We start from the raw sequence: 21,328 nt of genomic DNA, 5'->3' as shown, positions 1-21,328 counted from the left end.
GGTGGTACCAGACAGCGCCCAGGGCGGCCGTCCCGGTCGGTGCGGGGGACGTGGGCCGCGGGGACGCGAGGGGAGGATTCCGGGAAACGACGGAGGACGGGCAGAGGCGGCAAGTCGATATATCAGCACACCGACACATCGACCGGACAGACCGGTCTCGACCCGTGGGACCGGGTCTGAGCAGCGGTTTCGCAGGGGCGCTAGGGGCCCGATGGAGATAATCCGAACACGTACGATCTCGGTTTGGCAAGGGGTCGTACCCGGACTCGGGGCCGTTATTTCCTGAGGAGCCATCAGCTTCGGGGCGTTTTCCGAGGTCGTCCCGGGGATGTGCGGAGGCGTGTCTTCCGCTGTTTCCCGTCCGCTGTTTCCCGATCGGGGGCGGGGGCACCCGCGGGGCGGCCGGAGGAGTGCCGATGGCAGACGCGACCGAGGGGGCTACGGCCCCGCGCGGGCGGCCGGGTGGCCCGCGCGGAGTCCGCGGGCCGGGCGGGATGACCGCCGCCGTGGCGTTGACGGTGGCCACCGGCGCCATGGACGCGATCAGCTTTCTGGCCCTGGGCGGTGTCTTCACCAGCGTCATGACCGCCAATCTCTCCCTGCTCGGCCTGTCGACCGGTGCCCATGACGCGACCCTCGCCCGGGACGCCGCGGTGGCGCTGTGCGGCTATGTCATCGGTGCGCTGATGAGCGGGCGGATCATCCGGGGCCGCGGTACGGCCCGGCGGGCCCGCTGGGCCCTGGCGGGTGAGCTCCTCGCCCTCGGTGCGCTGTGGGCGGTCTGGGGGGCCGCCGGGGGCCATCCCTCCGGCGGCTGTCAGCTTGCGCTGCTCGCCGTGGCCGCGCTGGCCATGGGCGGCCAGAGCGGGCTGGTGCGCGCGATCTGCCCGCCGGGGTTCTCCACCACGTATCTCACCGGCATCCTGACCGGACTGCTGGTCGAGGTGGCCCGCAGCGGCCGGGTGCGCTGGGCGGACCTGTCCCTGCTGGTGGCGCTGGTGGCCGGAGCGGCCTGTGGCGGTCTGCTGGTCACCAACGCGGCCCGCGCGGCGCCCGCCCTGCCGACCGTACTGGTCGCCCTGGTCCTGCTGGCCTCGCTCACCCCACTGGCCAGGGACGCCGACGGCCGGCTCTGGCCGCACCAGCGCTGACCGCGTGGCGGGGGCGGTGGGCGTCTTCGGAGGGGGCGCGCCGGAACCGGGCGGGGCCCGGATTCCGTCGCCGCGTCGGCCGGCCGACGGCCGATTCTGGCCGCGCCGGCGTTGACCACCTGGTGGGGCGGCAGGCGCCTTCGCAGGGGGCGGCGCTGGAACCGGGCGCGGGGCCGGTGGTGTGGCGGCGGGCCGTCCCGCGCACCCCGCCTGCGCGGGCGGGGGTGCTCGCGAACACCGGGCGGTTCACGACGGTGGACGACCGCATCCGGGCCGCCGGGATCCCGGCGGGTGGCCCCGCCCGAGGGGCGCGCACGCCGATCCGGCCGACCCCTCCGGCGGCCCGGCTCGATCCGTGTGCCGGCGTCCGGTCGCGCGCAAACCGCCAGCAGACCCGCCACGCCGCCTGCCCGGGGTGCGGCGGAGTGGGGCCGGGGTGGTGAGGCCCCGGCGGCCGGGGCGGCGCCGGGCCGTGCTCAACGGTCCGGCCGCCGGGCGGCGTTGGTGCGTGGCTCGATCGGCGCGCCGGTCCCGCGGGGGCCCCGTGAGGTTGGGTGACGGTTGCTCTTCCGGGCCGCTGCTCCCGGTGTCAGACTCCTTTCCGTGACCGACTTTGACATGCTCGTGATCGGGTCCGGCCCCGGCGGACAGAAAGCCGCCATCGCGGCAGCCAAGCTCGGTCGCCGGGTGGCCGTCGTCGACCGTCCCGACATGGTGGGCGGGGTCTCCCTGCACACCGGGACCGTGCCCTCCAAGACCCTGCGTGAGGCGGTGCTCTATCTCACCGGGCTCACCCAGCGGGATCTGTACGGCCAGAGCTACCGGCTCAAGGAAGAGATCACCGTCGCGGATCTGACGGCCCGCACCCGCCATGTGGTGGGTCGTGAGGTGGAGGTCGTCCGCAGCCAGCTCACCCGCAACCGCGTGTCGCTGTTCTCCGGCACCGGACGGTTCGTGGACGACCACACCGTGGCCGTGGTCGATCCGGAGGGCCGGGAGCAGCTGTTGACGGCACGTCATATCGTCATCGCCACCGGGACCCGCCCGGCCCGTCCGTCGAGCGTGGAGTTCGACGAGCGGACCATCATGGACTCGGACAGCGTCCTGAACATGGAGCGGGTGCCGCGCTCGATGGTGATCGTGGGGGCCGGGGTGATCGGCATCGAGTACGCCTCGATGTTCGCGGCCCTGGGCAGCAAGGTCACCGTGGTCGAGCAGCGCGACGGCATGCTGGACTTCTGTGATGTCGAGATCGTCGAGGCGCTGAAGTACCGGCTGCGCGACCTGGCGGTCACCTTCCGCTTCGGCGAGACGGTCGCCGCCGTCGAGCGGCATCCGCGCGGCGCGCTGACCGTGCTGGAGAGCGGGAAGAAGATCCCCACCGAGGCGGTGATGTACTCCGCGGGCCGCCAGGGCCTCACCGACGGGCTCGATCTGGAGCGGGCCGGGCTGGCGGCCGACCGGCGCGGCCGGATCGCGGTGGACGAGCACTACCGCACGACCGTCCCGCATATCTACGCCGTGGGCGATGTCATCGGCTTCCCGGCGCTCGCCGCCACCTCGATGGAACAGGGCAGGAGCGCGGCGTACCACGCATGCGACGAGCCGGTGAACCCGATCCATGACCTCCAGCCCATCGGGATCTACACCATTCCGGAGATCAGCTTCATCGGCCGGACCGAGGACCAGCTGACCGAGGCGCGGGTGCCGTTCGAGGCCGGGGTGTCGCGCTACCGCGAACTCGCCCGGGGCCAGATCGTCGGTGACTCCAGCGGGATGCTGAAACTGCTGGTGTCCCCGGAGGACCGGCGGCTGCTCGGCGTGCACTGCTTCGGGACCGGTGCCACCGAGCTGATCCACATCGGCCAGGCGGTCATGGGGTGCGGCGGCACGGTCGACTATCTGGTGGACGCGGTGTTCAACTACCCGACGTTCGCCGAGTCCTACAAGGTGGCCGCCCTGGACGCGACCAACCGGATACGGGAGATCGAGCACCTGCGGGAGTGAACCGCGCCCGCGCCGTCCGCCGGGGCGGCGCCACCGGTGCATCTGGCGCCACCGATGCATCCGCGGCCCGGGGCAGGCGCCGGTGGCCCGGCCCATGGATCAAGCCTGATACATCCCTTTTGGGATACTGGGAGGCAGATCGGGAGGAGGGCCGAGATGACCCGCGCAGTCGGTATCGACCTGGGAACGACGAACTCGGTGGTGTCCGTCCTGGAGGGCGGTGAGCCGACCGTCATCACCAACACCGAGGGCGCCCGGACCACCCCCTCGGTGGTGGCGTTCGCCAAGAACGGCGAGGTGCTGGTGGGCGAGGTCGCCAAACGGCAGGCGGTGACCAACGTCGAGCGCACCGCCCGGTCCGCCAAGCGCCACATGGGGGACGCGGGGTGGCGGTTCCCGGCCACGGGTGACATCGACGGCAAGCGCTACACCGCCCAGGAGATATCCGCCCGGGTGCTGCAGAAGCTCAAGCGCGATGCGGAGGCGTACCTCGGTGACGACGTCACGGACGCCGTCATCACCGTCCCGGCGTACTTCAACGACACCCAGCGCACCGCCACCAAGGAGGCGGGTGAGATCGCCGGGCTGAAGGTGCTGCGGATCATCAACGAGCCCACGGCCGCGGCCCTGGCGTACGGCCTGGAGAAGGACGACCAGACCATCCTGGTCTTCGACCTCGGCGGCGGCACCTTCGATGTCTCGCTGCTGGAGATCGGCGACGGGGTCGTCGAGGTCAAGGCCACCAACGGTGACACCCACCTTGGTGGCGACGACTGGGACCAGCGGATCGTCGACCATCTCATCAAGCAGTTCAAGAACGGGTACGGGGTGGACCTGTCCAAGGACAAGATGGCGGTCCAGCGGCTGCGCGAGGCCGCCGAGAAGGCGAAGATCGAACTGTCCGCGGCCAGTGAGACCGCGATCAACCTGCCCTATGTCACCGCCTCGGACGAGGGCCCGCTGCATCTGGACGAGAAGCTCACCCGCTCGCAGTTCCAGCAGCTCACCGAGGATCTCCTGGAGCGCTGCAAGGCCCCCTTCCACCAGGCGGTCCAGGACGCCGGGATCAAGACCTCCGCCATCGACCATGTGATCCTCGTCGGCGGCTCGACCCGTATGCCCGCGGTGACCGGCCTGGTCAAGGAGCTGACCGGTAAGGAGCCGCACAAGGGTGTGAACCCGGACGAGGTCGTCGCCATCGGTGCGTCCCTCCAGGCCGGTGTGCTCAAGGGTGAGGTCAAGGACGTCCTGCTGCTGGACGTCACCCCGCTGTCCCTCGGTATCGAGACCAAGGGCGGCATCATGACCAAGCTGATCGAGCGCAACACCACGATCCCGACCAAGCGCTCCGAGGTGTTCACCACGGCCGAGGACAACCAGCCGTCGGTGCAGATCCAGGTCTTCCAGGGCGAGCGGGAGATCGCGGCGTACAACAAGAAGCTGGGGATGTTCGAGCTCACCGGTCTGCCCCCGGCGCCGCGCGGGGTGCCGCAGATCGAGGTGGCCTTCGACATCGACGCCGACGGGATCATGCATGTCTCCGCCAAGGACCTGGGTACCGGCAAGGAGCAGCGGATGACCGTCACCGGTGGCTCCGCGCTGCCGAAGGACGACATCGACCGCATGATGCGCGAGGCCGAGCAGTACGCGGAGGAGGACCACAAGCGCCGCGAGGCCGCCGAGACCCGCAACCAGGCCGAGCAGCTCGTCTACCAGACCGAGAAGCTGCTCCGGGACCAGGGCGACAAGGTTCCGCAGGAGGCGCGGGACGAGGCCGGGACGGCTGTCGCGGATCTGAAGGAGAAGCTGAAGGGCGAGGACATCACCGCGATCCGGGAGGCCACCGAGCGCACCGCGGCGGCCGGACAGAAGATCGGCTCCGCGCTTTACGCACAGGCGCGCCCGCCGTCCGACGGCGGGGGAGGGGCGGCAGGGCCGGACAGCGGCGGTGACGGCGGCGGCAGCGGCCCGGCGGGGTCGGACGACGAGGTCGTCGACGCCGAGATCGTCGACGAGGACAAGCCCCCGGGGGGTGGTGGCTGACCTGCGCATACGGCCCGTGCCCGCACGATCCGGCCCGTGGTTCGCCGCGAAGGGGTCGTAGCGCAAAACGGGAGCATTATGAAAATATTGGGTACCGAGTACCTCAAGGATGTACGCGTGAGCAACGGGACCAGTGAGACCGGCTACGACGACATACGGCTCGACCGCACGGGTCAGGCCGAGGCATTCGATGCCATAGGCGCCCGCTACGACGAGGCGTTCCCGCACAAGGACGGGCAGCTCGCCGCCGGTGAGTGGCTGATCGGAAAGCTCCCGGCCGGATCCCGGGTGCTGGACCTGGGCTGCGGCACCGGGCTGCCGACCGCGCGCCAGCTGACCGACGCGGGGCTGCGCGTCGTCGGCGTCGATCTGTCCGCCGGAATGGTGCGGCTGGCCAGGGAGTACGTCCCCGGTGCCGAGTTCCACCGGCTGGACCTGGCCGATCTGCGCCCCGGCGGCCCCCATGACCTCGGCCGTTTCGACGCGGTCGCCGCCTTCTTCTCCCTGCTCATGCTGCCGCGGGCGGAGATCCCGCACGCGCTCGGCACCATCCGCCGGCTGCTGGTCCCCGGCGGCCTGTTCGCCCTGTCGATGGTGGAGGCCGATGTGGACGACTACGCCATCCCGTTCCTCCACCACACCATCCGTGTCTCCGGCTATCTGCGGGAGGACCTGCGCCGGGTCATCGAGACCGCCGGTTTCGAGATCCTCGCGGAGACCTCCTACAGCTACGCCCCGGCGACCTCGGACGTACCCCCCGAGGAGCAGCTCTTCCTCCACTGCAGACGCGGCGGCTGACACCGCTCGGCCGCCCCGGCGTGGCCCCCACCGGACGGAAACGACTCGTGTGATCGCGCACCCCCCTCCCCCCGAAGGCCCGGACCACCTCACCGGCCGGGCGCAGGGGAAGGCCGCGCTCCGGGGCCGCGGCCAGCAGCCCCCGGCCGCCGGACCGGGCGGCCCGCCGCCGCAGCCACCGCCCCAGCGCGGCCGGGGCACCCCGCCGCCCGGGACCCCCGCGGAGCGGACCCGGGACGAGACCCCGTACGGGCCGGAGCCGCAGACCGACCGGCTGCGCTACCTCGACACCGCGACCCGGCAGATCGCCCGCGGGATGGACCTCGACGAGACACTGCGCGAGCTGTGCCGGGCCGCCGTCCCCGACTTCGCCGACGCGGCCGTGATCCATCTGCGGGACCCGCTGCCCGCCGGGGACGACGATTCCCCCGGCCCCCTGGTACTGCGCCCGCACACCACGGGACCGATCGGCGCGGTCGATCCGGACCCCGCGCCCTGTGGCACCCCCGGCGTGATCACGGCCGCCACCGGACTGCCCCCCAGCGGACCCGTACCCCCCGACGCCACCCGCCGGACGATCAGTGGTGGACTCGCCGACCTGCTGAACGGTGGACGGCCCGCCTTCTGCGACAACCCCGCGGTGGCCGCCGCCGCGGCCGAGCTGCTCGGCCCGGACGCGGGCGGCCCCGGCACCCTGCCGCCCGGCCGGCGGCTGATCATCGCCCCGCTGCGCGGCCGCCGCCATGTGCTGGGCGCCGCCGTGCTGGTGCGCCACGCCGACCGTCCGGCCTTCACCGGGGACGATCTCCTCGTCGCCTCCCAGCTCGCCACCCACACCGCCCTGGGCATGAACAAGGCGGTGCTCTACGGACGTGAGGCGTCCGTCGCGGACGCCCTCCAGCGCACCATGCTCCCGTCCTCACTGCCCGAGCCCATGGGCGTCCGGCTGGCCAGCCGCTATCTGCCCTCCTCGAAGACAGCCCGGATCGGCGGCGACTGGTATGACGCGATTCCGCTCCCCGGGAACCGCGTCGCGCTCGTCATCGGCGATGTGATGGGCCACTCCATGACCTCGGCCGCCATCATGGGCCAGCTGCGCACCACCGTGCAGACCCTCGCCGGACTCGACCTGACCCCCGACGAAGTGCTGCACCACCTCGACGAACAGGCCGAACGGCTGGGCAGCCAGCACATGGCCACCTGTCTCTACGCCATCTACGACCCCATCGCGCACCGGCTCCAGGTGGCCAACGCGGGCCATCCGCCCCCGGTGCTGCTGCACCCCGAGGGCCGCGGTGAGGTACTGCGGGTGCCGCCCGGCGCGCCCATCGGGGTGGGCGGCGTCGGCTTCGAGACCGTGGAGATGTACGCGCCCACCGGTGCCACCCTGCTGCTCTACACCGACGGACTGGTCGAGTCCCGGGACACCGATGTGTGGACCGGGGTGGAGCTGCTGCGCGACCGGCTGCACGCCACCGCCCTGGTGCTCACCCCACCGCCGCTGGAGCTGCTGTGCGACGCGGTGGTCGGCGGGGTCGGCCCCGGCAGCGAACGCGACGACGACATCGCCCTGCTGGCCGCCCGCTTCCACGGGATCCCGTCGTACAACGTGGCGTACTGGTTCCTGGAGCCCGAGGCGCAGACCCCCGGCCGGGCCCGGAGGCTCACCCGCAGAACACTCCAGCGCTGGCGGCTGGAATCCCTGCTGGAGCCCACCGAACTCATGGTCAGCGAGGTGGTGACCAACGCCGTGCGCTACGCCAGCCGTCCGCTGTCGCTGCGGTTGCTGCGCACCGATGTGCTCCGCTGCGAAGTGGGCGACGATTCACCCTTCGTGCCCCGGATGCTGCACGCCCGGCCCGGCGACGAGGGCGGCCGGGGGCTGTTCCTGGTCAATCAGCTCGCCCAGCGCTGGGGCGCCACTCGGCTGAGCACCGGCAAGGTGGTCTGGTTCGAACAGCAACTGCCCAAGGGCCGCCGGATGGAGATCCCCGACGACTGAGGCCCGGCGGCGCCTGCCGGGCCCCGCGCCGGTCACTGCTTGCGCGGCGGCTCCCCGCGCGGTGCCGACACCTCCAGCAGCTCCGCGCGGCCGGTCCGGGTCAGATGCAGGATCGGCACCGCCTTGTTCCGCGGATTGCCGTCGTTCCGGAAGGAGATGAACCCGCTCGCCCCCGCCACCTGCTGCCGGCCGTCCATCTGGTGGAACATCCGGGCCACCGCGTCCCCGGTCACCTCGCCCTGCCAGCCCGCCGCCATCTGGATGCCGTGTGCCGCGGTCAGCACCGCGTCATGCGCCATGATGGCCTGCCCGTCGTACCGGGGGTCATTGGGGAACCAGCGGTCCAGTGAGCCGTCGGGCTGGAAGTGGCGGGCCGACGGACCGGAGACATGGAGCGGATCCTGGCGCCACATGTCCGGATGGGCCAGCCCCGTGTACAGCACCCGCACCCCGCTCTCGGCGGCGTGCGCGAGCTGCCGCGCGGTGAGGTTGGAGGTGTCGTCGCCCGCGATGACGGTGAACTTCCGCCCCTGGCAGGGCCGGTTGGCCAGCGAGTCCAGGAAGCGGGTGAGATGGCGGCCACGGCCGGCGAAGTAGACCACCTGCGGCTTCTGGTCGCACAACTGCCCCGGCATATAGCGCAGTTCGTTCTGCCAGGCGCTGCGCACGGAGGAGTCGTAGGTCATCCGGTCCGCCACCAGCCGGTGGCCCTCGGTGTCCTGGAAGACATCGGTGAAGGCGTCGCCCAGGGTCTTGGCGTAGTAGTTGCTCTCCGCGTCGTCCTGCACCACCACCGCGGTGCGGATCTTCTGCTGCTTCAGATAGGCCGACGCGGCCTGCGCCTCGTCCACGTTGGTCGGTGAGACCCGCACGAAGCCGTTGATGCCCTTGATGTTGGTGGCCGTCATGGTGCTGGCCACCAGGGCGAGGCCGTGGTCGGACAGCCGGCGCAGCGCCTCCAGGGTCCGGTCGGTGCTCGGCCCCAGCCCGGTCACCGCCACCAGGTGGTCGGGCGCGCCGGTGCGCCCGATGAGCTCGTCGGTGGTGTGCGCCCAGTGGGCCGCGTTGCTGCCGGTGTTGGCGATCAGCAGCTTGATCTTGGGAGTGGAGGACAGATCGCCGCGGTTGTGCCGGTACTGCGCCAGATAGGCGCCCTCCAGCTCATGGCGGACCGACTCCTCCGAGTTGCTGTCGTCATCGGTCAGGGTGAAGGAGGTCATATAGGCGACGCTGACGTACGGATCCTTGTCGGCACCGGCCGTGACCCGGTCGTTCTCCGCCTTGATCTTCTTCTCCACCGCGCCGAGATGACCGGCGAAGGCGTACGAGCCGTCGGTGATGCCCACGCATTCGCCGCCGTCGCCCAGCTTCACCACGCCCGCCGCGCAGCGCGACCGCTTCTCCTGGATCCAGTGCGCGGTGAGCGGCACCGCCACCGCCAGCACGGCGACGATCACCACCCCCACGATCACCCGCCGCACGATGTGCAGCGGCCATTCGAGTCTGGGCACCGGGCTCACCCCTCGCCGGCGGAGGTCAGCGGATGGCGCCAGTGGCGGTATCGCTCCGCCTCGTTGAACAGGGCCACGATGTCGTTCCTCCTCAGCCGGGACAGCTGGTTGAAACCGTCGGCGAGCACACCGCCCAGCCGTCGGCCGGGGTCGGCCAGCGGATCGCTCCACACCCAGCGCGCGGTGATCAGCTCCCGGATCACCGACGCGGCGGTGACCGCCTCCGGGGGGTTCTCCGGGGCCAGCGCCGCGAGCAGGTCCAGTGGACCGCCCGCCGCCGGGAACCGCCCGGGGGCGGCCGTGATGATGTTGAACTCGCTGATCCACTGGGCCGCGGGCACCACCGGGAACCGGGCCACCAGATACTCCGTCACCTCGTCGATCCGCTCCGAGGCCAGCCGGTGGTACATCTCGTGCATCGTGCGCCCCTCGGCCCGGAAGTGCTCGGCCAGCAGCTCGTGCACGGTGTCCCAGTCCCCGGGGCGTCCGGCCAGCCGCCACAGCAGCAGCCGCCGCAGCCACGGGTGGAGCGACGGGGTCACCGTGCCCGGCGTCAGCAGCAGCCAGCGGTCGCGGATCTCGCCGAACAGCGATTCGCCCGAGGCGAGCAGCCGGGTGCCGACGGACAGGTCGCGGGCGGCCGCGCATTCGGCGAGGGCGAGCCGCTGCCCGGGGTCGAAGCCCTTGAGCAGATGGCCGAGGGCGGATTCGGCGAGCGGGCGGGTGTCCTCGCCGTCGCGCAGGGTGCGGTCCGGCAGCGTACGCAGCCAGCGGTCCTGCTCGGAGCCGTCCTCCGCGGGCAGGTCCGACTGCCGGAACACCTCCAGCACCTGGGACACGGCCCGGGGGAGCCCCGCGGTCAGCCGGTGGACGAAGGGCGCGAGCCGGGTGTACGGCGCGAGGTCGGGGTGGTGGCGCAGCTCCAGCTCCATCCGGATGCGCACCTCGTCCAGATTGAGGTCACGCAGCCGCAGCGGGTACCACCAGGTGTCATCGCTGTCACGGGTGGGCCGGTGCTCCTCCCAGTCGCCCAGCGAGGCCCGGTCGGGGCCGCGCAGCTGCCACGGCCACTGGTCCCCGGTGGCCGGTCCCCAGCGCGGCAGCCAGCGGTTGGCGCTGGCCACCACGGTGAGCGGATCGCAGACCGCGCCCGCCACCACGGCGTCGTCATGGCGCGAGCGGATCAGCAGGTCGAGGAAGCGACGGCCGTACTCCGTATGGGAGTTGTCCAGCAGCAGCAGATACGAACGCGGCATGAACGAGCGGTCCGCGTTGCTCCGCAGATCCTCCAGGAAGGCGGAGAACAGCACCCGGTCCAGCCGCTCCAGATCATGGGCGTCGCCCTCGTGGCGCCATAAGTTGAGCTCGACCAGGGCCTCCCACGGATCACGGCTGTGCAGCAGCCGGTGGCCGCCGTACCAGGCGGCGCTGCCGGTGAACTTCCGCCCCGGCAGCCGTCGGCGACCGCGCCGCAGGGCGTCCCGCAGCAGCGCCAGCGCGGCGGTGGACGCACCGTCGGGGGCGCCCACCGCCCCTCCGGCCACCTCGAAGAAGGCGGCCAGGTAGTCGCCGTAGCGCGCCTCGGCCTGCTCCTGGAAGGCGTCCAGCTCCCGCCGGATGGTGCGCCGCCCCTCGGCCAGGCTGGTCATCCGCAACTGGTGGTCGGAGGCGAGCAGCCCGAGGGTGAGCCGGGGGAAGTGGGAGCGGCGGTAGCGCGGCAGCTTGCGCTCCAACTGGCGGGCCAGCAGGGCCAGGGCGTAGCGCGGCAGCAGCGACTGCTCCCCGCCGAGGTTCACATAGGCGAAGGGGTGCTCGGGGCCGAACCGCTCCATCAGCGCGCTGTGTGCCTCACTGGCGCCGCTGCCGCGCGGCCCGAGCAGCATGATCACCGGCCGCTCGGCCTCCGGTGGCAGCCGCAGGCACTCCTCGGCCAGACTGATGATGCCGCTCCGGCCTCTGAGGCCGACACCCATCCCCGATTCCCCCACGCGCCCCCGCCCCCCGTCAACTACGCTGAGTTTACCCGCGTTCACCCATTCTGATCCGGTCTGTGCTCCGGACATCCGGTTCCGGAGGGTCAGCGCCGGAAGATCTCCAGCCGGGACGGCGCGTTCCGGGCGGGCTCCGGCAGCCGCAGCGGACGCCGCCCCGGGGTGAGCGAGCCCAGCAGGCTCGGATGGTGTGCGCCGGTGCATCCGGGCGCGGTGCCCGGCAGTCCATGGGCGGTCAGGAAGCCCAGCACGGCGAACGCGTACGCCTCCTTCGCGTCCGCCGGGAGGCCGAGGTCGTCGGAACACCGCAGCGCGATCCCGTCCAGGGCCCGGTCCAGCGCCGCCATCAGCACGGGGTTGCGGACGCCGCCCCCGGAGGCGATCACCTCGGTGGCGTGCACCGACCGGACCGCGTCCGCCACCGTACGGGCCGTCAGCTCCGTGACCGTGGCCAGGACGTCATCCGCCGCGACCGGACCGGCCTCGGCCAGGGCGGCCCGCAGGTACGCCGGGTGGAACAGCTCCTTCCCGGTGGTCTTGGGCGCGGAGCGGGCGTAGTACGGCTCCGTCAGCAGCCGCCCGAGCAGTCCCGGGTGGACCGTGCCGCGCGCCGCCATCGCGCCGTCCGCGTCATGGTCGAGCCGGCCCCCGGTCAGCTCCGTGGCGGCCGCGTCGATGAGGGCGTTCCCCGGGCCGGTGTCGAAGGCCAGCGGTGCGCCGCCCTTGGGCACCGCGGTCAGATTGGCGATACCGCCGAGGTTCAGCGCGGCGCACACCCCGGGCCGTCCGTTCAGCCACAGCGCGTCCACCAGGCTCACCAGCGGGGCGCCCTGACCGCCCGCGGCGATGTCCCGGGAGCGCAGATCGGAGACGACCGGTACCCCGGTGGCCTCGGCGATCCAGGCGGACCGGCCCAGTTGCAGGGTGCCCAGTGCCCGGCCGTCCGCCACCCAGTGGTACACGGTCTGGCCGTGCGAGGCGATGAGGTCCGCCCGCCCGCCGCACAGCTCCCGGGCGGCCCGCGCGGCGAGCGCCGCGAACGCCTGGCCGATCCGGGTGTCCAGCGCGCACACCTCCTCCATGGTGGTCGCCGACGGTGGCAGCGCGGCCCGCAGCGCACCGCGCAGCGCGTCCGGATAGGGATCGCTGACCAGTCCCAGCGGGGCCAGGATCAGGGTGTCGCCGTCGAGGACGAGATCGGCGGCCGCGGCGTCGATCGCATCGTGGGAGGTCCCCGACATCAGTCCGATCACCCGCATGACGTCTCCTTCGGTGTCCGTGGTGTTCCGGGGTCGCGCGGTGTCCCGGTGGTCTCGCGCAGCGCCCCGCGGTGGTGGTCGCCGCGCAGCCCGAGCAGGGCGAGCAGACTGACGGCGCAGGTGACCGTCACGTAGTACGCGGGGATGTCCGCGTCGCCGGTCTGCTGGACGGCCTCGGTGATGATGAGCCCCGCGCATCCGGAGAACACCGCGTTCGACAGCGCGTAGGCGAGCCCCAGCCCGGTGCAGCGGACCCGGGTCGGGAACATCTCGGCGAGCATCGCCGGACCGGGTCCGGCCATCAGCCCGACGGCGGCGCCCGCCACGAAGACGGCGGCTCCGCGGACCACGGCCGAACCGTGCGGATCCTGGACCAGGTCGAGCAGCGGGAAGGCGAGCATGGCCACCAGGGCCGCCCCGGTGAGCATCACCGGACGCCGTCCGATCCGGTCGCTGAGCAGCCCCGCCGGGAGGATGGACAGGGCGAACCCCACATTGGCCACCACGGTGGCGACCAGCGCCTGCCGGAACGAGGCGTCCAGGGTGCTCTGGAGGTAGGAGGGCATGACGACCAGGAAGGTGTAACCGGCCGCGGCCCAGCCCATGACCCGTCCGGCCCCCAGCACGACGGCGCGCGCCACCTCCTTCCGGTCCGCTCTCGCCTCGGCCGGTGCCACCGCGGGCGCGGCCCGGAAGGACGGGGTCTCCTCCAGTCTCAGCCGCAGCCACAGCGCGGCGAGCCCCAGCGGCAGGGTGAGCAGGAACGGCAGCCGCCACCCCCAGTCGTGGAGCGCGCGCTCATCGAGCACGGTGGCCAGCACCGCCGCGGCGCCGGCCCCCGCGAGCAGTCCCAGCGCCACCGTGAACGACTGCCACGCCCCGTACAGCCCCCGGCGGCCCGGCGGCGCGAACTCCGTCATCAGCGACACCGCGCCGCCGAACTCCCCGCCCGCGGACAGGCCCTGGACCACCCGCAGCAGTGTCAGCAGCCACGGGGCGGCGGCGCCCACCGTGGCGTAGGTGGGCAGCAGACCGATCAGTGTGGTGGCGCCGGTCATCAGCAGCAGCACCAGGATCAGCGTGGGACGGCGGCCGATCCGGTCGCCGACCCGTCCGAACAGCGCGGCGCCCAGGGGCCGGAAGAAGAAGGCGAGCCCGAACGAGGCGTAGGTCTTGACCAGACCCTCGGCCTCGCTCCCGCCGCTGGGGGTGAAGAAGTTGGCGGCGATGACGGTCGCGAAGTAGCCGTAGACGCCGAACTCGTACCACTCGATGAGGTTGCCGACCGAACCGGCCACCAGCGCGCGGCGCGGAGCGGGCGCGGGCACCGGACGGCCGGGCCCGGTGCGGTGCGGGAGGGAACCGGCCGGGTCGGGGAGGGGACTGGTCACATCGGGCCCTTTCAGCCGTACACCGCCGGGCGGGGGACGTGGAGTGGGTACCCCGTGACGGCGGTGGTTACGGCTCGGGGACCTCCAGCGGCTGTTCCGCCCAGACCGTCTTGCGGTCCCCGGCGTACCGGGTGCCCCACCGCCTGCTGAGCTGGGCGACGAGGAACAGACCGCGTCCGCCCTCGTCCAGCCGTCCGGCCCGGCGCAGATGCGGGGCGGCGGCGCTGCTGTCGGACACTTCGCAGATGAGGGTCTCGTTCCTGACCAGCCGCAGCTTGACCGGACCGCCGGCGTGCAGGATCGCGTTGGTCACCAGTTCGCTGACCATCAGCTGGGTGGTGTGCACCAGATGGCCCAGCTCCCACTGGGCCAGCTGCTGGGCGACGAAGGAGCGGGCCCGGGAGACGATCGCGGGCTTCGGGGGCAGCTCCCAGGAGGCGCAGCGGTCGTCGTCCAGCGCCCGGGTACGGGCCACCAGCAGGGCCACGTCATCGGGCGGATGCTCGGGGAGCAGTCCGTTCACCACCGCGTCGCACACCGAGTCCAGCGACAGCTCGTGGCAGCCGTCGTCCAGGGCGCCCCGCAGCCGCTCCAGACCGGCGTCGATGTCATGGTCCCGGGACTCCACCAGGCCGTCGGTGTAGAGCACGAGCATGCTGCGGTCGGGCAGTTCGACCTCCGCCCGCTCGAACGGATGGCCGCCCACCCCCAGGGGCGGTCCTCCGGCGGAGTCCAGGAACCGGGTCCGGCCGTCGGGGAGGACCAGGGCGGGCGGCGGGTGTCCGGCGCGGGCGAAGGTGCAGCACCGGGTGACGGGGTCGTAGACCGCGTAGACACAGGTGGCCCCGAACGCCCAGGTGTCGATGGCCGGTTCGGCGGGCGGCCGCCCCGCCTCGGCGAAGTCCTGGTGCTCATCGGCCTGTTCCGCGATCAGCCGCCGCACATGGGCGTCCACATGGGTGAGCAGATCGTCCGGCGGGAGGTCGAGGTCGGCCAGGGTGCGCACCGCGGTGCGCAGCCGCCCCATGGTGACGGCCGCCTTCATCCCGTGCCCCACCACGTCCCCCACCACCAGTGCCACCCGGGCCCCGGACAGCGAGATCACATCGAACCAGTCGCCGCCGACCCCGGTCCGGCCGCTCGCGGGCAGATAGCGCGAGGCAGCCTCCACGGCCGCCTGCGCGGGCAGCCGCTGGGGGAGCAGACTGCGCTGGAGGGCGAGGGCCGTACCGCGCTCCCGGGTGTAGCGGCGGGCGTTGTCGATGCAGACCGCGGCCCGCGCCACGATCTCGTCGGCCAGCAGCAGGTCGTCCTCCTCGAACGGCTCGGGGCGCTGACGGCGCAGGAACACCGCCACCCCGAGCGTGCTGCCGCGCGCCCGCACCGGGACCACCATCCAGGAGTGGATGCCCCACACCCGGATGCCCGCGGCCCGCGCGGGATCGTCGGCGAGCCAGGCGGGGACCGGCCCCGGGCCGTTCGCGGACTCCAGCACCGGCTGCCCGGTGGCGAGCGCGCGGGCGAAGGGGGAGTTGGGGGCGGAGGCGTGGACGTCCACGTCCTCCACCTCGGCCACCGCCTCCGGGGAGCCCGGCACGATGGAGCGGTGGGCGGCGCGGCGGAACGCGGTCTCCCGGGTCACCGGGCCGGACGGCGGCTCCTCGCCCTCGAAGACGGAGTCGATCAGATCGACGCAGGCGAAGTCGGCGAGCCGGGGCACGGCCACGTCCGCCAGTTCCTGGGCGGTGTGCAGCAGGTCCAGGGTGCTGCCGATACTGGCGCTTGCGTCGTTGAGCACCGCCAGCCGCTCCCGGGCGCGGGCCTGCGCGGTCACGTCGACCACCGCGTGGCAGACGGCGAAGACATCCCCGGAGCGGTCCTTCAGAGGGAAGACGGAGTTGCACCAGGAGTGCTCCCGGCCGGGGTCGGCCGGTACCCGGCCGTGCACCTCCACGTCCCCCACCGGGCTGCCGCCCCCGAGCACCCGCCGCTGGAGCGCCTCCATCTCCGTGACCTCCAGGTCCGGCAGGGACTCCCGGAGGGTCCGGCCCATGCGCTCCTCGTCGGTGAGACCGCTCAGCCTGCGCAGGGCGGCGTTCTGCATCAGACAGCGGCAGTCGGTGTCGTAGACGCTCATGGCGACCGGCGCGTCCGTGCCGAGGCTGTCCAGCAGCGCCCGGCCGACGTCCTGCCGCCGTATCGCCTCCTCGCGGGTCGCCTGCACCAGCCAGTGGCGGCCCCCGTCACCGGGGGCCCACGGCTGCGCCCACAGCACGACGGGTATCTCGCCGCCGTCGTGGTGGCGCAGTACGGCCGCTCTTCCCCCGGGCGCCGTGTACGCCGCTACTCCGTGCGGCGGTTCGGCACCGTCCGCGAACAGCCCGGCCGCGGGCCGTCCGACGGCCTCTTCCGCGGGAATCCCGAGCAGCCGGTGTGCCCCGAGGCTCCAGCCGGTGAGGACACCCCGCTCATCGACCACGGCGACGGCCTCGGAGACCAGATCGGGGAGATGGTGGGGCCACCCGCGGAAGGTGCTGTCGCCCATGAGATCCGCTTTCGCTCTGCCTCCAGCACGTGAAGCGTAATTTTACTCCGCACCTGCCACGCTAAGCGGAAATAGGCGGATATGCCGGATGTGCATGCCGCCGGTCCCGCATCCCGGCTCCCGGATCCCGGAGTGAGGGCCGGGCAGCATGCCGTTAATTCACATTTAATCCGGTGACCGATCCCCTGAGGCCGTCGCCGCCCCCGCCGTCCCGGTGCCAGGATGTATTCATAAATAACGCGTGGTACGGGCGATTCCGTACGGGGTGGGGCGGGCGGGCAGGAGGAGCGCACCCATGACGTCCTACGCGGGCAGAGGTGTCCACGGCCGGGTGGTCCAGCGGCTCGGCGCCCGGATCGTCGCGGGAGCGCTCGCCGAGGGCGAGATCCTGGATGTGCGTGCCCTCGGCGCGGAGCTGGACGTCAGCCTCACCGTGATGCGCGAGTCCCTGAAGGTCCTCGCCGGGAAGGGACTCATCGACGCGCGCCAGAAGCGCGGCACCTTCGTCCGCCCGCGCTCCGCCTGGAACCTGCTGGACGCCGATGTGATCCGCTGGCGGCTGGCCGGGGGAGACGGTGAACGGCTGTGGCGCGACCTCACCGATGTCCGCGCCGCCGTGGCCCCGGCCGCCGCCCACCGCGCCGCGCTGCGCCGTGGCGACACCGACCTGGCCGCGCTGGAGGCGGCGCTGACCGCCATGGAGCAGGGCCGCGGCGATCCCGCGGCGGAGGCGGAGGCGGCGGCCTCCTTCCAGCACGCCCTGCACACCGCCACCGGCAATGAACTGCTCGCCCGGCTCGGACTGGTCCTGGCGCCCGCACCGGACGGCCCCGCCCGGCCGGTGCGCGGCCGCGACGACACCGGCGACCCCGTGCCCGGCCACCGCCGGGTGCTGGAGGCCGTGCGGGACCGGGACGCGCCCCGCGCCGAGGGCGCGATGCTCGACCTGCTCGCCGGGGCGGCCGAGGACCCGCCCTAGGGCATGTCCGCAAAGTCCCGCCGGGCCCGCGACGCCTGGCACGCACGCTCGCTGCGTTGTCGGGATCATCCGAGTAGGCCCACTACGAGGACGACCCTCCGCCTTGCGATCGCACGCACCAGACGCCGCGGGCTGATCCGACGCGACTTTGCGGACACGCCCTGGCCCGTACGCCTGCGCCGTCAGGCGATCCAGCCGTACCCCGGGCGCGGCCGGGGCGACGCCGGAGGGGCGCCCACCCGCTCGATGTCGTGCTCCGCGGCGCGCATCAGTTGCTCCCCGAGGTCGTGCAGCGCCCGGCCCGCGGCCAGCTCGTCACCGATCGCCGGGACGTCCTCGTCATCGGGGTTGCAGCGCGCCACCCCGCGCCCGGTGAGCGCCGACTCCCCGGTGTCCAGCTCGATCCGCGCCTTCGTCCTGCCCTCGTCCTCGAAGAGGAAGAGGTGCACCCGCCATTCCACTGTGTGCGACATGTCCGCTCCTCACCTTCCACCTGCGTCCGCCGGTCCCGCGGGCACCGGCCGGATCAGCGACGGTTCCTGCCGGACCACGCGGGTTCCACCTCCTTCCACTCTGCCTCCCACCGCGCGTACCGGCCGCGGTCCAGCGCCCGCCGGACCCGGGACTGCGCGGCACAGGTGAGGGCGAGCCCCGCGGCGGCGCTCAGAGCGCCGGTGAACCAGCCCACCGTCCGCGCGGTCGAGGCCGAGGCCGGGGCCCGTACCAGCGCACCGGCGCGGTCCACCCACACCAGTACGGCGTCCCCCGCCCGGGTACCGCCCGTCACCGTGGCCACGCCGGAGTGGCGGGCGCCGTCCGGGCCGGTCCAGCGGACCCGCGCCTGCCGGGTCGACGGCCCGTCCGCCCCACGCGGTCCGTCCGGCGGATCCTCGGCCAGCCGCGCGGTGACCCGGTGGCGCGCCGCCTCCTCGGCGTGCACCACCCGTAGCTGTGAGTCGTACGCCGCGCCGGCCACGCTCAGCGCGGCGAACGGGACCCCGCACACCAGCGTCAGCAGGAACAGCACGGTGCACCAGGACTGGATCCGGTCCGACCGGCGCCGCAGCGGATTCCGCCCGCGGGCCACCGCCCGAGGCCGGTGCGTTCCGACGTCACGTCGCGGTCCATGGGTGTTCATGGTGTGGCCTCCAGCGGGTGCCGGGGTACGGTCGGGGCCGCCGCCTCGCGGGCCGCGGGGACGGCCGTCATCGGTGGACGCCGTTCGGGATGGGAGACGGTTCGGCGCTGCCGTCCAGCCAGGTCTGCCAGTCGGGGGCGCGCAGCGCAGGACCCGCGCGCAGCGGACGGCCCAGCCACGCGGTGACCGGGCGGATCCCGTGCAGCGCGTTGACCAGCCACACCTCCCGGCCGTCCAGCTCATGCGGGGTGCATCTGCGGTGTTCGAGCCGCAGCCCGAGCTCCGCCGCACGCTCCCCGATCAGCGCCGAGGTGACACTCGCGAACAGCGGCAGCTCGGGGTCCGGCAGACAGAGCACATCGTCCTCCCACCACAGGACGCCGGCGCCGGTGCCCTCCAGCACCAGCCCGGTCTCCGTGGTGAGCAGCAGTTCCTGTGCGCCGCGCGCAGCCGCCCGCTCGCGCAGATGCGCCAGCAGGGAGAGATCGGGCCCCTTGCGCCGGGGGGCGGCCCGCGGGTCGAACTCCTCGGTCAGACACACCGTCACATTGGCCGTCCGGGGCGGCGCCGGACGGATCCGCAGAAACAGCCGGGCCGGTTCCGGGCCCGCCAGTTCCACCCGGGGAAACCAGCGGTCCGTACGCGGCACCATCGTCATCGCGTCCCGCCAGAAGCTCTCGATCCGCGCGGGCGAATCGCCCGTGGCCTCGGTGCAGGCGGCCACGAAGCGGCGGCGGTGCCGGTCCAGCGCCCGTACCCGTCCGTCGTCCACCAGCCAGGAGTCGGCGGCCAGCACCGCGCTGTCGGGCACCGAGCGCGAGGGCATCAGCCCGCCGTCCTCACGCCACATCAGCGTCCACTGCTTCTGGTCGGGGCGGTAGTCCTGGAGCCCGCCGCCCCACTGCCGCGTCCGTTCACCCATGGGCCGGCGCTCCGCTCAGCACGGGCAGTTCACCCGTGGCCAGCAGCCGCGCGATCTCCAGCCGTCTGACCTTCCAGGTGCGGGTGCGGGGCAGGTCCTCGAAGCGGCACTGCACGGGTGACGCCAGCGACGGCAGGTCGCCGGTGGCCCGCAGCCACCGGCCGGTGTCCAGCGGGAGGTCCCCGCGGGTGCACACCACCGGTACCGCCTCCCGTCCGGGACCGCGGACGATGATCACCTCACGGAGCTCGGCCACCCGTGACAGCAGCTCGTCCTCGACCTCCAGATCGCCTTCGGCCGGGGACACCCCGTCCGCCTCGTGGTCCAGCAGGTACAGCGCGCCCCACCGGTCCCGGTAGCCGGTGTCGCCCATCCGCCACCAGCCCCGGTCCACCTGCCGGGCGTAACTCTCCGGCGCGCCCAGATAGGTGAGGATCCGGCCCCGGGTGCGGACCTCGACCGCCCCCGGCGCACCGGGCGGACACGCGCGGCCGCGCTCGTCGACCACCCGGATCCGGGTGAAGCCGGGGATCCCGGTGCCGACCCGGCGGCAGTGCGCCCGGTCCACACCCCGCCGGGTGTACCAGCCGAAGGCGATCGGGCCCGTCTCGCCCTCGCCGTAGAGCTGGAGCAGCCGGGGGTCCCGGCGCCGGGACGCGTCCAGCAGCCGCCGCACGGTGCGCGGGTGCACGGTGTCGAAGGGGCAGCCGTAGGAGCGCACCCGGGACAGCGGCGCGCCGGGCGCGTCCGCCAGCTCCTCCCACAGCGCGAAGGTGTGCGGATCCGTCTCGACGACGCCGGGCCGCTGCGCCGCCAGCAGCGGGCCCGCCTGCGCGGGGTCGGGATCGGTGAGCAGCAGCAGCGGACTGCCGAAGTGCAGCAGCACCCCGAGCTGCTGGAGCATCCGGGAGGAGGCGAACGGCAGGTGCAGCGCGGCCGGTTCACCACGGGTGGCCCGGCCCAGCGCCTGCTGCGGCACCAGCCGGTTCCACAGCGTATGCGGCGAGTGCACCTCCAGCCGGGGGATTCCGGTGGCCCCCGGGCCATGGGTGATCAGCGAGGGCTCATGCGGGTGCAGCCGGACGGCCGGACGCCGTGGCACACCGGCCAGCCCTGCCAGCGCCAGGGTCTTCCCCGGCGCCTCGTCCACCGTCAGCACCCCGCGGGCCAGCGTGGTGTCCACCCCGCCGAGGGTGGACAGCAGGGTCTCCCGGTCGGTGATCAGCCAGGGGGCGTGCAGCCGGTCCAGCAGCACCGCCACCACCCCGCCCTCCAGGGCGGGCGACAGCAGCGCCGGAACCGCACCGATCCGGGAGACGGCACACGCCAATAAGACGACGTCCGCGTTGTCCCGCTTGAGGACGGCCACATGCTCGCTCGGCCGGACCCCGGCCGACCACAGCCGTCCGGCCAGATCGTCCACCAGATCGGCCAGTTCGGGGTAGCCCAGATCCGTACCGGCGCCGGGCGCGACGTCCAGCGGACGGTCGAGGGTGACGCGGACCCGGCCGTGGCGGACCGCGGCCTCCTGGAACGCGAGCCCCGGATAGAACCCGCGCTCGGGGAGCAGCCGTTGCAACATGTCCGGGTC

15 protein-coding genes are annotated in these 21,328 nt (G+C 73.1%); 6 read left to right on the top strand and 9 right to left on the bottom strand.

The window, feature by feature from the left end:
- The first annotated feature begins 416 nt into the window (after positions 1-416).
- The 5 genes from NMK44_RS26950 to NMK44_RS26930 all read left to right on the top strand — a co-directional run bounded on the left by NMK44_RS26950 (position 417) and on the right by NMK44_RS26930 (position 8,001).
- Positions 417-1,151, top strand: coding sequence for a YoaK family protein (locus NMK44_RS26950; RefSeq protein WP_254747681.1), 735 nt, complete (start codon positions 417-419; stop codon positions 1,149-1,151).
- A 603-nt stretch (positions 1,152-1,754) separates the two neighbouring features.
- On the top strand, positions 1,755-3,158 hold the full coding sequence (sthA, locus tag NMK44_RS26945; RefSeq protein WP_254747679.1) for a Si-specific NAD(P)(+) transhydrogenase: 1,404 nt from the start codon (positions 1,755-1,757) through the stop codon (positions 3,156-3,158).
- A 156-nt stretch (positions 3,159-3,314) separates the two neighbouring features.
- Positions 3,315-5,201 (top strand): molecular chaperone DnaK, encoded by a 1,887-nt coding sequence (dnaK, locus tag NMK44_RS26940; RefSeq protein WP_254747677.1) that lies wholly within the window; start codon positions 3,315-3,317, stop codon positions 5,199-5,201.
- Positions 5,202-5,279: 78 nt separating this feature from the next.
- Complete coding sequence (locus NMK44_RS26935; RefSeq protein ID WP_302888676.1) at positions 5,280-5,999, top strand: class I SAM-dependent DNA methyltransferase; 720 nt, start codon at positions 5,280-5,282, stop codon at positions 5,997-5,999.
- A 52-nt stretch (positions 6,000-6,051) separates the two neighbouring features.
- Positions 6,052-8,001: a SpoIIE family protein phosphatase gene (locus tag NMK44_RS26930; RefSeq protein ID WP_374215349.1), complete on the top strand. Its 1,950-nt coding sequence runs from the start codon at positions 6,052-6,054 to the stop codon at positions 7,999-8,001.
- Between the two features lie 32 nt (positions 8,002-8,033).
- Here NMK44_RS26930 and NMK44_RS26925 read toward each other — a convergent pair whose 3' ends face one another.
- From NMK44_RS26925 to NMK44_RS26905, 5 genes are all read right to left on the bottom strand, one after another.
- On the bottom strand, positions 8,034-9,512 hold the full coding sequence (locus NMK44_RS26925) for an ABC transporter substrate-binding protein (protein WP_254747673.1): 1,479 nt from the start codon (positions 9,510-9,512) through the stop codon (positions 8,034-8,036).
- A 5-nt stretch (positions 9,513-9,517) separates the two neighbouring features.
- Positions 9,518-11,485, bottom strand: coding sequence for a hypothetical protein (locus NMK44_RS26920; protein WP_254747671.1), 1,968 nt, complete (start codon positions 11,483-11,485; stop codon positions 9,518-9,520).
- A gap of 104 nt (positions 11,486-11,589) precedes the next feature.
- Complete coding sequence (locus NMK44_RS26915; RefSeq protein ID WP_254747669.1) at positions 11,590-12,762, bottom strand: anhydro-N-acetylmuramic acid kinase; 1,173 nt, start codon at positions 12,760-12,762, stop codon at positions 11,590-11,592.
- On the bottom strand, positions 12,753-14,090 hold the full coding sequence (locus NMK44_RS26910) for an MFS transporter (protein ID WP_254747911.1): 1,338 nt from the start codon (positions 14,088-14,090) through the stop codon (positions 12,753-12,755). Before NMK44_RS26910 ends, NMK44_RS26915 begins: the two co-directional genes overlap by 10 nt.
- Before the next feature lie 130 nt (positions 14,091-14,220).
- Complete coding sequence (locus NMK44_RS26905) at positions 14,221-16,698, bottom strand: SpoIIE family protein phosphatase (protein WP_254747667.1); 2,478 nt, start codon at positions 16,696-16,698, stop codon at positions 14,221-14,223.
- A gap of 295 nt (positions 16,699-16,993) precedes the next feature.
- On the opposite strand from NMK44_RS26905, the gene NMK44_RS26900 reads away from it, so the two are divergent.
- Positions 16,994-17,677, top strand: a complete 684-nt coding sequence (locus tag NMK44_RS26900; protein WP_254747665.1) for a FadR/GntR family transcriptional regulator — start codon at positions 16,994-16,996, stop codon at positions 17,675-17,677.
- Between the two features lie 182 nt (positions 17,678-17,859).
- On the opposite strand, the gene NMK44_RS26895 is transcribed toward NMK44_RS26900, so the two are convergent.
- The 4 genes from NMK44_RS26895 to NMK44_RS26880 form a co-directional block, all read right to left on the bottom strand.
- A complete protein-coding gene (locus tag NMK44_RS26895) occupies positions 17,860-18,150 on the bottom strand; it encodes a DUF1876 domain-containing protein (protein WP_254747663.1) in 291 nt (96 codons plus the stop codon).
- A 53-nt stretch (positions 18,151-18,203) separates the two neighbouring features.
- Positions 18,204-18,815: an Rv1733c family protein gene (locus NMK44_RS26890; protein WP_254747661.1), complete on the bottom strand. Its 612-nt coding sequence runs from the start codon at positions 18,813-18,815 to the stop codon at positions 18,204-18,206.
- 67 nt (positions 18,816-18,882) lie between these two features.
- The gene (locus NMK44_RS26885; protein ID WP_254747659.1) at positions 18,883-19,737 is read right to left on the bottom strand and encodes an aminotransferase class IV; all 855 of its coding nucleotides are present in this window, start codon (positions 19,735-19,737) and stop codon (positions 18,883-18,885) included.
- A complete protein-coding gene (locus tag NMK44_RS26880; RefSeq protein WP_254747657.1) occupies positions 19,730-21,319 on the bottom strand; it encodes an AMP-binding protein in 1,590 nt (529 codons plus the stop codon). Before NMK44_RS26880 ends, NMK44_RS26885 begins: the two co-directional genes overlap by 8 nt.
- Between the last annotated feature and the right edge of the window lie 9 nt (positions 21,320-21,328).

This window comes from Streptomyces cucumeris, from assembly GCF_024295805.1.
GTDB classification, from domain to species: Bacteria; Actinomycetota; Actinomycetes; order Streptomycetales; family Streptomycetaceae; genus Streptomyces; species Streptomyces cucumeris.
The sequence above is the reverse complement of the archived record's forward strand: the minus strand, read 5'-3'. Positions and strand labels throughout refer to the sequence as shown.